The sequence below is a fragment of the Pseudomonas sp. Pse35 genome (genome assembly GCF_024519715.1).
In the GTDB taxonomy this organism is placed as follows: domain Bacteria; phylum Pseudomonadota; class Gammaproteobacteria; order Pseudomonadales; family Pseudomonadaceae; genus Aquipseudomonas; species Aquipseudomonas paracarnis.
Genome location: NZ_JALJRP010000012.1, coordinates 46972 through 60564, shown reverse-complemented (window position 1 = coordinate 60564; position 13593 = coordinate 46972). Strand labels below are relative to the sequence as shown.

General features: G+C 60.7%; 10 protein-coding genes. 6 read left to right on the top strand and 4 right to left on the bottom strand.

Annotated features, from left to right (window positions below):
• Positions 1-65: 65 nt before the first annotated feature.
• The gene (ppsA, locus tag OC445_RS12925) at positions 66-2441 is read right to left on the bottom strand and encodes a phosphoenolpyruvate synthase (protein WP_003193296.1); all 2376 of its coding nucleotides are present in this window, start codon (positions 2439-2441) and stop codon (positions 66-68) included.
• Positions 2442-2619: 178 nt separating this feature from the next.
• Between ppsA and OC445_RS12920 the strand changes: the two genes are divergently transcribed.
• Positions 2620-3438, top strand: coding sequence for a pyruvate, water dikinase regulatory protein (locus OC445_RS12920; protein ID WP_003193298.1), 819 nt, complete (start codon positions 2620-2622; stop codon positions 3436-3438).
• Positions 3439-3561: 123 nt separating this feature from the next.
• On the opposite strand, the gene OC445_RS12915 is transcribed toward OC445_RS12920, so the two are convergent.
• Positions 3562-4986 (bottom strand): PLP-dependent aminotransferase family protein, encoded by a 1425-nt coding sequence (locus OC445_RS12915; protein ID WP_054897194.1) that lies wholly within the window; start codon positions 4984-4986, stop codon positions 3562-3564.
• Between the two features lie 109 nt (positions 4987-5095).
• Between OC445_RS12915 and OC445_RS12910 the strand changes: the two genes are divergently transcribed.
• From OC445_RS12910 to OC445_RS12890, 5 genes are read left to right on the top strand one after another with little or no spacing between them, the layout of a single operon-like run.
• The gene (locus OC445_RS12910) at positions 5096-6040 is read left to right on the top strand and encodes a DMT family transporter (protein ID WP_034128416.1); all 945 of its coding nucleotides are present in this window, start codon (positions 5096-5098) and stop codon (positions 6038-6040) included.
• Between the two features lie 23 nt (positions 6041-6063).
• On the top strand, positions 6064-7926 hold the full coding sequence (gene moeB / locus OC445_RS12905; protein ID WP_054897195.1) for a molybdopterin-synthase adenylyltransferase MoeB: 1863 nt from the start codon (positions 6064-6066) through the stop codon (positions 7924-7926).
• A gap of 16 nt (positions 7927-7942) precedes the next feature.
• Positions 7943-8857: a PLP-dependent cysteine synthase family protein gene (locus tag OC445_RS12900; RefSeq protein ID WP_181124874.1), complete on the top strand. Its 915-nt coding sequence runs from the start codon at positions 7943-7945 to the stop codon at positions 8855-8857.
• Between the two features lie 37 nt (positions 8858-8894).
• Entirely contained in the window at positions 8895-9887 is a 993-nt protein-coding gene (locus OC445_RS12895; protein ID WP_034128354.1) for a serine O-acetyltransferase, read from the top strand.
• Between the two features lie 2 nt (positions 9888-9889).
• Entirely contained in the window at positions 9890-10624 is a 735-nt protein-coding gene (locus OC445_RS12890; RefSeq protein WP_072447400.1) for an alanyl-tRNA editing protein, read from the top strand.
• A 133-nt stretch (positions 10625-10757) separates the two neighbouring features.
• Here the strand turns inward: OC445_RS12890 and prpD are convergent, their stop codons facing one another.
• Positions 10758-12242, bottom strand: a complete 1485-nt coding sequence (prpD, locus tag OC445_RS12885; protein ID WP_181124873.1) for a 2-methylcitrate dehydratase — start codon at positions 12240-12242, stop codon at positions 10758-10760.
• Positions 12243-12400: 158 nt separating this feature from the next.
• Positions 12401-13591: a 2-methylaconitate cis-trans isomerase PrpF gene (gene prpF / locus OC445_RS12880; RefSeq protein ID WP_181124872.1), complete on the bottom strand. Its 1191-nt coding sequence runs from the start codon at positions 13589-13591 to the stop codon at positions 12401-12403.
• Between the last annotated feature and the right edge of the window lie 2 nt (positions 13592-13593).

Genomic DNA, 13593 nt, shown 5'->3' with positions numbered 1-13593 from the left:
CGCCCTGTACAGATAAGAATGCCGGTCACCCGCAACGAGTGACCGGCACTTTTGACCTTACGCCCTTAGGCGGACGCTTGGCCTTCAGCCAGGAAGAACCAGGTTTCCAGCACGGAATCGGGGTTCAGCGAGACGCTCTCGATCCCCTGCTCCATCAGCCATTTGGCCAGGTCAGGGTGGTCCGAAGGGCCTTGGCCGCAGATACCGATGTACTTGCCAGCCTTGTTACAAGCCTGGATGGCGTTGGCCAGCAGCTTCTTGACCGCTGGGTTACGCTCGTCGAACAGGTGGGCGATGATCCCCGAATCGCGGTCCAGGCCCAAGGTCAACTGGGTCAGGTCGTTGGAGCCGATGGAGAAACCGTCGAAGAACTCCAGGAACTCTTCAGCCAGGATGGCGTTCGACGGCAATTCGCACATCATGATCACGCGCAGGCCGTTCTCGCCGCGGGTCAGACCGTTTTCTGCCAGCAGGTCCACGACCTGGCTCGCTTCGCCCAGGGTGCGCACGAACGGCACCATGATCTCGACGTTGGTCAGGCCCATCTCGTTGCGCACACGCTTGAGCGCACGGCATTCGAGCTCGAAGCAGTCACGGAAGGCTTCGCTGATGTAACGCGAGGCGCCGCGGAAACCCAGCATCGGGTTTTCTTCTTCCGGCTCGTAGAGCTTGCCGCCGATCAGGTTCGCGTATTCATTGGACTTGAAGTCCGACAGGCGCACGATGACCTTTTTCGGGTAGAACGCCGCAGCCAGGGTGCTGATGCCTTCGACCAGTTTCTCGACGTAGAAACCTACCGGGTCGTTGTAGCCGGCGATGCGCTTGTCGACGCTTTCCTTGATGTCCAGCGGCAGCCCGTCATAGTTCAGCAGTGCCTTGGGGTGCACGCCGATCATGCGGTTGATGATGAATTCCAGGCGGGCCAGGCCCACGCCGGCGTTCGGCAACTGCGCAAAATCAAAGGCGCGGTCCGGGTTGCCGACGTTCATCATGATCTTGAACGGCAGGTCGGGCATGGCATCGATGGAATTTTGCTTGATATCGAAGCCCAGCTCACCTTCGAAGATAAAGCCGGTATCGCCTTCGGCGCAGGAAACGGTTACGCCCTGGCCATCCTTGAGCAATTGGGTGGCGTTGCCGCAACCCACGACTGCCGGAATTCCCAGCTCACGGGCAATGATCGCCGCGTGGCAGGTACGCCCGCCACGGTTGGTGACAATGGCACTGGCGCGCTTCATCACCGGTTCCCAATCCGGGTCGGTCATGTCGGAAACCAGTACGTCACCTGGCTGGACCTTGTCCATCTCGGACACGTCCTTGATGATCCGCACCTTGCCTGCGCCAATGCGCTGGCCAATGGCACGGCCTTCCACCAGCACGGTGCCGGTTTCCTTGAGCAGGTAGCGCTCCATGACGTTGGCCGAAGTGCGGCTCTTCACGGTTTCCGGGCGAGCCTGCACGATGTACAGCTTGCCGTCGTCACCGTCCTTGGCCCACTCGATGTCCATCGGGCACTTGTAGTGCTTTTCGATGATCATCGCTTGTTTGGCCAACTCGCTGACTTCAGCGTCGGTCAGGCAGAAACGCGCACGCTCGGCCTTGTCGACCTCAACGGTTTTGACCGAGCGACCGGCCTTGGCCTCGTCGCCGTAGATCATCTTGATGGCCTTGCTGCCCAGGTTACGGCGCAGGATGGCCGGGCGACCCGCTTCGAGGGTGCCCTTGTGTACGTAGAATTCGTCGGGGTTGACCGCGCCTTGTACGACGGTTTCGCCCAGGCCGTAGGCGCCGGTGATAAACACCACGTCACGGAAACCGGATTCGGTATCCAGGGTGAACATCACGCCGGCAGTGCCGGTTTCCGAACGCACCATGCGCTGCACGCCGGCAGACAGGGCCACCAGCTTGTGGTCGAAACCCTGGTGTACGCGGTAGGAAATCGCACGGTCATTAAAGAGGGAGGCAAACACTTCCTTGGCCGCGCGGATCACGTTTTCGACGCCGCGAATGTTGAGGAAGGTTTCCTGCTGGCCGGCAAAGGAGGCGTCCGGCAAGTCTTCGGCGGTGGCCGAGGAACGCACGGCAACAGCCATGTCCGGGTTACCGGCCGACAGAGTGGCGAAGGCGGTGCGAATTTCTTCGTTGAGCTTCTCGGGGAACTCGGCTTCCATGATCCACTGGCGGATCTGGGCGCCGGTCTTGGCCAGGGCGTTGACGTCATCGACGTCCAGGGCGTCCAGCGCGGCGTGGATCTGGGCGTTGAGGCCGCTCAGCTCGAGGAAGTCGCGGTAAGCCTGGGCCGTGGTGGCGAAACCACCGGGCACCGAGACACCAGCGCCTGCAAGATTACTGATCATCTCGCCGAGGGATGCGTTCTTGCCCCCCACATGCTCTACATCATGGACGCCGAGCTTATCGAGGGAAACTACGTACTCTACCAAGGTGATCTCTCCACTTTCTGTGTTGGAAAAGCTCAGGACGCGGGTTGCTCAGTAGGAGCTAACGCCAGCGCTTGTGGCCTGGACCTGGAAAATAAGTGAGAATGCGGCCCACTGCGGGACGGCAAAATCGCGCCTATCATATCCAAGATTCGCCATCAGCTTAAGGCCCAGGGCTCAAATGAAACGATCTGCTTTCTTTATTTCCGACGGCACCGGCATCACAGCCGAAACATTGGGCCAGAGCCTGCTCGCGCAGTTCGAAAACATTACCTTCGCCAAATTCACCCGGCCTTATATAGACAGCGTGGATAAAGCGCGGGCCATGGTACAACAAATCAATCTGGCGGCTGAAAAAGACGGTTTTCGCCCGATCATTTTCGACACCATCGTCAATCAAGACATTCGTGAGATTCTCGCAACGTCGAATGGTTTCATGATCGACATTTTCTCTACCTTCCTGGCGCCGCTGGAACAGGAGTTGAGTGAACATTCGTCCTATTCCGTCGGAAAGTCCCATTCCATCGGGCATAACTCCAACTATATGGAGCGTATCGAGGCGGTGAACTTCGCCCTCGACAACGACGACGGTGCCCGCACCCACTACTACGACAAGGCCGACCTGATCCTGGTGGGCGTGTCGCGTTGCGGCAAGACCCCCACCTGCCTGTACATGGCCATGCAATTCGGTATTCGTGCGGCCAACTACCCGCTGACCGAAGACGACATGGAGCACCTGACCCTGCCCGCCGCCTTGCGCGCGCATTCACACAAGCTGTTCGGCCTGACCATCGACCCGGACCGGCTGACCGCCATCCGCAACGAACGCAAGCCCAACAGCCGCTACTCCAGCTATGCCCAGTGCGAATTTGAAGTGCGTGAAGTAGAAAATCTGTTTCGCCGGGAGAATATTGCGCACATCAATTCCACGCATTTTTCGGTGGAAGAGATTTCGGCGAAGATTCTGGTGGAGAAGGGTGTGGAGCGGCGCTTCAAGTGATCTGATCGTTCCCACGCTCTGCGTGGGAACGCCGCCTGGGACGCTCCGCGTCCCGCAATAGCGACGCGGAGCGTCGCAAGATGGATTCCCACGCAGAGCGTGGGAACGAGCAATAACGCGGTCTCACAGATGAAACCGCCCGCCCCCCTGCCCCAACGCCGTCGCCAGCGCATCAAACCCCTCGCGCAATAACTGATCATCACCCGACGTGTTGCAGATACTCGCCCGAATAAACTGCGGCACCGCCGTCTGCCCCACGGCAAACGCCTCGGCGGTGGCGATCAGGTAATTATTCTGCTTGAGCTCTGCCTCGATTTCCGAGGCCCGCCAGGGCTCCGGTACTTCGATCCAGAAGTGCGGGCTATTGAGGTGGGTGCGATAGGCCAGGCCGGTCAATAAATCTTCGACCAGCGTCTTGCGACGGCTGATCTCGTTGATCTGCTGACGCAACAAATATTCCGCCGTGCCGTTTTCAATCCACTGGGTCGCCAGTTCCAGGGTCACAGGTGTGGCCATCCAGCAGGTCGAACGCAACGCCGCCGAAATGCGACTGACCAGCGCCGGCGGCGCATGCACGTAGCCCACCCGCAAACCGGCCGATACCGCCTTGCTCAGGCTGCTGATCAAGATCGTACGCTCAGGCGCGAAATAACTGAGGGGCGGCGGACGGTCCTCCACCAGCACACCGTGGGCTTCGTCCTCCAGAATCAGCAGGTTATGTTCGCGACACACCCTGGCCAAGGCTTCGCGGCGCGCCACCGACAACACAGCGGTGGTCGGATTCTGGATAGTCGGCGTGCAGTACAACGCCGAAATACGGTGATTGCGACAGACCTCATCCAGCGCCGTGGGCAGTACGCCTTCCTCATCCATCTCCAGGCCGATCAGCCGCACCCCCAACATGCGTGCGGCGGTAATCAGCCCGGGATAAGTCAACTGCTCGGTGACCACCGTATCGCCAGCACGCAGCAACGCCATCATGGCGCACAGCAAGCCGTGCTGGCCGCCGTTGACGCAGATGACCTGCTCGGGAATCGGATGAAACTCGCGCTGTACCAGCCATTGCGCGCCCGCTTCACGGTAACGCGGCAGGCCGGCGTCGGGGGTGTAGGCGCTGATGTCCTGGAGGAACTTGGCGTTGGTCGACAGGGTTTGAAAGCTCTGGGCGAGAAACACCGTCTCTTGCCCGGGAATGTGCATGTTGCGGCTCATGTCGAAGTACTGGCGCGGCTCCTCGCTGAAATTACGAAAGCCCTCATCACGCTGGCGCTCCATCCCACGCTTGCGCACGAAGGTGCCGTCACCTACCCGTGCAACCACCAGGCCCAGGCGTTCCAGTTCACCGTAAGCCCGGCTGATGGTGCCGATGGTCACGCCTAAATTGTCGGAAAGCACCCGATGGGGCGGCAGTTTTCGTCCCGGTTCAATCAAGCCTTCGAGGATGCCCCGTTCCATCACATCAGACAGGCGCTTGTACTTCACGCCCTGCCCGTTGGACAGGCCCTCACGCATAATTGACACCATGTCAATATTTGTTTTGACAGCCATCTTTCGCCCTAATAGTGTGCTTTTACGGGTTCAATCGCCGATAAACATAACTCATTACAAGTTCAATATAGAGTTCAATTTCGGCCCAGGGAAGCAATAAACGATGCCAATGTCCGCCGTTCTCGAAAACACTGCAAAAACAAAAACGCAAAAACAGTGGCTCGCCGGGCTGGTGACCAGCGTGATGTTCCTTATCGTGTGCCTGAGTTGGGGCACTACGTGGCTGGGCATCAAGATCGCCGTCGAGAGCGTGCCGCCGCTGACATCTGCCGGCCTGCGCTTTCTCATCGCGTTTCCGCTGTTCCTGTGTTTTGCCATGGTGCGCCGTGAGCCGATCCTGTTTCCCCGGGAAAGCCGCTGGTTCTTCGTATTCGTGACCCTGTCCTACTTCAGCGTTCCCTACTATTTGCTCAATTACGGCGAAATGCATGTGTCGTCGGGCCTCACGGCCCTGCTGTTCAGCTGCATGCCAGTGTTCATCCTGATCTTCTCCGCGCTGTTCCTGCGCGAGCGCATCTATTTCTCCCAGGTGGTCGGCATCGGCATTGGTTTCGGCAGCCTTTACATGATCATCAAGAGCCAGGGCCTGCATCTGGACCACGCCGAGTTCTTCGGGGTGCTGGCCATTCTGAGCGCCGCGATCATGCACGCCTTGTGCTATGTCATTACCAAGCAAAAAGGCAGCGCCATCAGCGTCATCACCTACAACACCCTGCCCATCGGCATTGCCGGGCTGATGCTGTTCCTGGCCGGCCTGTGGTTTGAAACACCGACGTTCGACGACATCACCCTGCGCTCCTGGAGCGCGCTGTTCTACCTGGGGCTAGTGGCCTCGGTGGGTGGGTTCATTGTGTATTTCATGCTGCTCAAGCGCCTGAGCCCGATCATCCTGTCGTTCGTCTTCATCATCTTCCCGGTGTTCGCGGTCATCATCGGAGCCTGGTACGAAGGCGTGGAAATTTCCCGCGACCTGATGCTGTACTCGGCGATCCTGCTGGCCGGCTTTGCGATTACCAAGTTGCCGATCGAAAAACTCATGGCCAAGAAAAAGTGACCCTCAACCAACGCGAGAGAAACATGGACGTCCTCCGCCCCACCGCCCTGGAACAGATCTACGCCCACGCCAGCCGCAGCTACCCCGAGGAGTGCTGTGGTTTCGTCTTCGCCGACGGCAGCGTGTACCTGGGCAGCAATATCCAGAATGAGCTGCACCGCAAGAACCCCGAGATGTACCCACGCAGCGCGGCCAATGGCTACACCTTTTCGGTGGCCGACACCTTGCTGATGAACAAGGCGTTTCGCAGTGACAACCCGGTGGTGGTGATCTACCACTCACACCCGGATGTCGGCGCCTATTTCAGTGACGAAGACCAGGACAAGGCACTGTTCCTGGGCGAGCCGATCTTCCCCGTCAGCTATTTGGTGGTGGATGTCCGCCAGGGCCAGGCCCTGGGCTCCAAGCTGTTTGCCTGGGATGGCAAGCATTTCTCCCTTCAACCTTTCAACGACCTGCACACGGAGTTGTCCATGAACGCTGTCTCTTTCCCCGACATTCTGGTTCGCGTGGCCAAGCTGCCGGAATCGACCCTTGAGGGCGCCGGATCGACATTGCGCGAAGTCATTGAAAATCTCTGCACCCATCACCCCCAATTGCGTCAGCACCTGTTCCATGAAAAGAACAACCAGCTCAAGGAACACTTCCTGTTTACCGCCGAGGAGGCGCTGATCGAAGCCGATGAAGCCCTGCCGCCGAAATCCCGGATCGAAGTGTTGCTCGCCACCTCAGGTGGCATGGACATCGATACCCTGAGCAACGAAGAAGTGCAGCGCTACGTGCGCCACATCACCCTGCCGGGCGTGGGCCGCGAAGGCCAATTGAACCTGAAGAAAGCCAAGGTGCTGGTCATCGGTACCGGCGGGCTGGGCTCGCCCATCAGCCTGTACCTGGCGGCGGCCGGCATCGGCACCCTGGGTCTGGTGGACTTTGATGTGGTGGAAAGCAGCAACCTGCAACGCCAGATTGTGCATGGCAACAGCACCCTGGGCATGCCCAAGGTCGAGTCCGCCAAGCAGCGCCTGCTGGACCTCAATCCGCATATCCAGATCAACGCGTACAACACCGCGCTCAACAGCGACAACGCCCTGGAACTGGTGGGCGCCTATGACCTGGTGATCGACGGAACCGACAATTTCGACACCCGCTACCTGGTCAACGACGCCTGTGTGCAGTTGGGCAAACCTTTGGTGTACGGCGCTATCTACCGTTTCGACGGGCAGATCAGCGTGCTCAACTATAAAGGTGGGCCGTGCTATCGCTGCCTGTTCCCCAAGGCCCCACCCGCAGAGTTGGCACCCAATTGCAGCGCGGGCGGTGTGATCGGCGTGTTGCCGGGCGTGGTCGGTATGATCCAGGCAACTGAGGCGATCAAATTGCTGATCGGTATTGGCGAACCCCTGTCCGGCCGTTTGATGCGCTTTGACGCACTGGCGATGAAGTTCAGCGAGATCCGCTTCAAGCGCCGCGCTGATTGCCCCTGCTGCTCGGACCTGCGCCATAGCGAAACCGTCGCGCCGGCCACCTGCGCCGATGCCGTACCGAGCTTGCCCTCCCTGGCCGCGGAACGCTACATCAAGCCCCAGGTGCTCAAGCAAGTGCTTGAACACCCCAGCAGCGCCGATGTATTGCTCGACGTGCGTGACGCCAGCGAACTGGAAGTGTGCAAATTACCGGGCGTGGTGCATATCCCGTTGGCAGAACTGGATGGGCAACTCGCCAGCCTGAGCCGCGACAACACCCACTACCTGATCTGCTACGCAGGCGCCCGTGCCGAGCAAGCCGCCAGCACCCTGTTGGCGGCCGGCTTTGCCAACACCAAAGTCCTCCAGGGTGGCATGAAACATTGGGTTCGCGACGTCGAACCTGACATGCCGTTGTACTGAAAGTGGGGACGTGCTGATGCTGCATAACTCCATTCTCGACGTCATCGGCCAAACGCCGATCGTGCGTCTGGCCCAGTTTTCCGAAGACCTCGGCATCGAGGTCTACGCCAAGCTGGAGTCCCTCAACCCCGGCGGCAGCCACAAGGCGCGCATCGCCCTGGGCATGATCCTGGATGCCGAGCGCCGCGGCGTGCTGATCCGTGATTCCGGGCAGACCATCATCGAACCCAGTGGCGGCAACACCGGCATTGGCCTGGTGATGGCCGGCAATGTGCTGGGTTACAAAGTAGTGCTGGTGATCCCTGACAACTACAGCCCGGAAAAACAGAAACTGCTGCGTCTGTATGGCGCCAGGGTAGTGCTGTCCGACAGTCGCCTGGGCAATAACTCCCACGGCGAAAAGTGCATGGAGCTGCAGTTGGAGAACCCCAACTATGTGATGCTCAACCAGCAACGCAATGGCGCCAACCCCCAAACCCACCGCGACACCACCGCCCCGGAAATCCTTCGCGCCTTCGGTGAACAGCGCGTGGACTACTTCGTCAGCGGCATTGGCACCGGTGGACACATCACCGGTATCGGCGAAACCCTCAAGGCCGCCTGGCCGGCGCTGCGGGTGATGGGTGTAGAACCGGAAGAGTGCGACCTGCTCAAAGACCAACACGCAGCGCACTGGATCCAGGGCCTGTCGATTGGCCTGATCCCCAGCATCCTCAACCTGGACGTGATCGACGGCATGCTCAAGGTGTCGCACGCCGATTGCCTGGACATGATCAAACGCATCATGCGCACCGATGCCATCAGCCTCGGGCTGTCTTCGGCCGCCAACATGGTTGCCATCGCCCAACTCGCCCCCGAACTGCCGCCTGAAACGGTGGTGTTGACCATGGTCTACGACAATGCCGACAGCTACCTGCCCAGTTTCGAATAACGGGGCTTCCAACCATTCAATGTACGGGGGTGTCTCCATGGGGGGCTTTATCGACATGCAACAGCTGCACGATGAGTTGCTCACCCACCTCATCACCACCCTGACGCCCAGACAGATGAAGCAGCTGGAGCCGCACCTGGCACCGTTGATCCAGACCGCCGCCCAGGCGGTGGCCGAGGACCTGATTGCCTATGCCTATCGCGACCCCGCGTCCCGTGGGCGCGGTGAGTTGATCCTGGAATCCTACGCCTCGTTCAAGGCCGTGCTGTTCTACCGCCTTGCGCACCTGGTGTGGCATTTCCAGGCCGCTGACCACGGCGATTTTTCGCGCATGGCCCTCAAACTGAGTAACCAGGGCAAGATTCTCTCCGGCGCCGAGATTCACCCGGCAGCGCGCATCGGCCGGCGCTTTGTGCTGGACCATGGCTACGGCACGGTCATCGGCGAGACCTGCGTGATCGGCAACGACTGCTACATCCTCTGCGGCGTGACCCTGGGTGCGCGCGGTATTGCCAACAACCCGGACGGCAAACGCCACCCGCGCCTGGGCAACAACGTCGAAGTCGGCGCCGGCGCCCGGGTGCTGGGCTATGTTTCGATCGGCGATAACGTGTTTATCAGCCCCTCCTGCGTGATTACCCAAGACGTGCCGGCAGGCACCAAGGTCAAGGTGGTCAACCAGATCCAACTGCAGAAAAACGATGAATCGGACCACAGCAACTACCTCGGCGCCTTTGCCCTGGATGAGCGCTTGCACGTGGTGGGCGAAGTGAGTGCCGGCCACAAGGTCACCGTGCTGGACGCCGACTTTCATCCGCTGCAAGGGCTGATGCTCGAACCCACGGTAAAAGAGCGGCACCACCTGCAGTTTCGCCTGCGTCGCCTCGACAACGACGAGCAACTGCCACGCCTGCCGCTGAACCTGAAGGTGTGCGGGCCGGAATTTGAAATCACCCTGCTCTCTCCCCCTGGTTTGAGCGCACTGGTGCGCCACCTCTTGCAAGCCACCCCATTGATCGTCGGAGGTTGAACATGTCCGTGCATACCATGGAAACCCTGGCGCTGTTTGACAGCGCGCCCTACCAGAACGCCTTCAGCGCCCGGGTGATTGCCGTCAGCGAACAGGGTGTCGCCCTGGAGCACACCCTGTTCTACCCCACCGGCGGCGGGCAACCAGGCGATACCGGCCACTTCACCCTGGCCGATGGCACACGGGTCGAGGTGACAGGCACCGTGCGCGACCCGGTGTTGCGCTCGATCATCTGGCATCAGGTAGACCATTGCCCCGAACAGTTGGCCGCTGGCGTCCAGGTCGACGCCGGGCTGGATTGGGAGCGGCGCTACCAGCACATGAAGATGCACACTTGCCTGCACTTGCTGTGCTCCCTCATCGACGCGCCCGTGACCGGTTGCAGCATCAGTGCGGATAAAGGCCGACTGGATTTCGACCTGCCGGAGATGACCCTGGACAAAGACGGCCTCACCCGTGACCTCAACGCCCTGATCGAGCAGGCCCACGCGGTGAAAACGCTGTCGATGCCTGCCACCGAGTACGCGACCCTGCTGCAGATCACCCGCACTCAGGCGGTTGCGCCGCCGGTGGTCTCAGGTTCGGTACGGGTGATTGAAATCCCCGGCATCGATATCCAGCCCTGCGGCGGTACCCATGTGCTCAATACCGAAGAAATCGGCCGGGTGTTCTGCGAGAAGATCGAGAAAAAGAGCAAGCACAACCGCCGGGTGATACTGCGGTTTGGACACGCTTGAGCCTGCGTCATTGCCTCTGTAGGAGCGAGCTTGCTCGCGAAAAACCCATAGGCGCCGCGCTTACTCAGGAAGCACGCGGCATCGTTGACGTTTTTCGCGAGCAAGCTCGCTCCTACAGTGACTGTGCTGTTTTTCAGATAGTGAGCAGGTCCATGAAACGGTTGACTGGAGTAGCCTCAAGCCGTGCCTGATCCTTGTACAACGCAAAGATTTCGGCGCTGCGTTGCGCGGTGAACCGCGTGGCCAGGTTGGCCTTGAACTTGTCTTCCAGCAGTGGAATGCCGTCCACCCGACGGCGGCGATGGCCAATCGGGTACTCCACCACCACCTGCTCGGTGCAGGTGCCATCCGTGAAAAACACCTGCACCGCGTTGGCAATCGAGCGCTTGTCGGCCTCCAGGTATTCGCGGCTGTAGCGCGGGTCTTCGATGACGACCATCTTGTCGCGCAGCTCATCGATGATCGGGTGGGCCGCGTGGAAATCATCTTCATACTGCTCGGCCACCAGATTGCCGAACGCCAAGGGCACGGCGGTCATGTATTGCAGGCAGTGGTCGCGATCGGCGGCATTCGCCAATGGGCCGACCTTGGAAATAATGCGAATCGCCGACTCATGGGTAGTGATCACGATACGGTCGATTTCATGCAAACGATGCTTGACCTGCGGATGCAGGGCGACTGCCGCTTCACAGGCGGTTTGCGCGTGAAACTCGGCCGGAAAGCTGATCTTGAACAGCACGTTTTCCATCACATAGGTGCCGTAGGCTTGGGGCAGGCTGAAAGCTCGCTTGTCCTCGGGCTTGAGCGCCAGGTCCTTGTTGGTGTGGCTGAACAGCACGTCATAGAAGCCCCACTGCGGCGCACTCAACACGCCGGGGATGCCCATTTCGCCACGCAGGGCGATGTCTGCCAGGCGCACGCCGCGGCTCGACGCATCGCCCGCCGCCCAGGATTTGCGCGAGCCGGCATTCGGTGCATGACGATAGGTGCGTAGCGCCTGACCATCGACAAAAGCGTGGGACAACGCCGATAGCAACTGCTCGCGGTTGGCGCCCATCAGCTTGGCGGTGACCGCCGTGGTAGCGACTTTCACCAGCAACACATGGTCGAGGCCTACCCGGTTGAAGGAGTTTTCCAAGGCAATCACGCCTTGGATTTCGTGAGCCATGATCATCGCTTCCAGCACTGCACGCACGGTCAGCGGCGCGTCGCCATTGGCCAGGCGCTTTTGCGACAGGTGATCGGCCACGGCGAGGATGCCGCCAAGATTGTCTGAAGGGTGGCCCCATTCGGCGGCAAGCCAGGTGTCGTTGTAGTCGAGCCAGCGCACGATGCAACCGATATCCCAGGCGGCCTTGACCGGGTCCAGGCGAAACGAAGTGCCCGGCACCCGTGCACCGAACGGCACCACGGTACCCTCGACCATCGGCCCCAGGTGCTTGGTGCACTCGGGGAAGCGCAGGGCCAGCAGGCCACAGCCGAGGGTGTCCATCAGGCAGTTGCGGGCGGTATCCAGGGCGTCCTGGGAGTCAATGCGGTAGTTGAGGACGTAGTCGGCGATGCCCTGCAAAACCGGGTCGTAGTCGGGGCGGTTGTTCTGGTCGACGTTGGCGCTCATGGCAGTTCTCCTAAAAGGTGGGGTTGTTCCTCAAGGTCAAGGTTGATGTTGATCGTTCCCACGCTCCGCGTGGGAATGCATCCCGTGACGCTCTGCGTCACAGCAGGACGCAGAGCGTCCCAGGCGGCGTTCCCAAGCGGAGCGTGGGAACGATCAAGCTAAAAGGCGTCGCCGGGGATGCGCACGTAGCCTTCCATCAACACCCGCGCACTGCGGCTCATAATGGCTTTTTTCACCACCCATTCACCGTCCACCTGGCTGGCCTCGGCCCCCACACGCAAGGTGCCGGACGGGTGCCCGAAGCGCACGGCATTGCGCTCTACGCCGCCCGCCGCCAGGTTGACCAAGGTGCCGGAAATCGCCGCGGCGGTGCCAATCGCCACCGCCGCAGTGCCCATCATCGCGTGGTGCAGTTTGCCCATCGACAAGGCGCGCACCAGCAGGTCCACATCGCCGGCCTTGATCGCCTTGCCGCTGGAGGCCACGTAATCGGCTGGCTTGGCGACGAACGCCACCTTGGGCGTGTGCTGGCGCTGGGCGGCTTCGTCCAGGTGTTTGATCAGGCCCATGCGCAACGCGCCATACGCCCGCACGGTCTCGAACATCGCCAGGGCCTTGGGGTCGCTGTTGATCGCGCCTTGCAGCTCGGTACCGGCGTAGCCGAGGTCTTGGGCGTTGATGAAAATCGTCGGGATACCGGCGTTGATCAACGTGGCCTTGAAGGTACCGACGCCGGGTACCTCCAGGTCGTCGACGAGGTTGCCAGTGGGAAACATCGAGCCACCACCGCCCTCTTCTTCCGCCGCCGGGTCCATGAATTCCAACTGCACTTCGGCAGCCGGGAAGGTCACGCCGTCCAGTTCAAAGTCGCCGGTTTCCTGCACCGCGCCGTCAGTGATTGGCACGTGGGCGATGATGGTCTTGCCGATATTGGCCTGCCACACCCGCACCACGGCCACGCCGTTATGGGGTACGCGGGCCGCATCGACCAGGCCGGCACTGATGGCGAACGAACCCACCGCCGCCGACAGGTTGCCGCAGTTGCCGCTCCAATCGACAAATGGCTTGTCGATGGAGACCTGGCCAAACAGGTAATCCACGTCGTGATCGGCGCGGCTGCTTTTGGCCAGGATCACGGTCTTGCTGGTGCTCGAGGTGGCCCCACCCATGCCGTCGATCTGCTTGTCATAGGGGTCGGGGCTGCCGATCACCCGCAGCAACAAGGCGTCGCGTGCAGGGCCCGGCACCTGCGCCGCTGCGGGCAGGTCCTGGAGGCTGAAGAACACGCCCTTGCTGGTGCCGCCACGCATGTAGGTGGCGGGGATCTTGATTTGCGCTACGTGTGCCATGG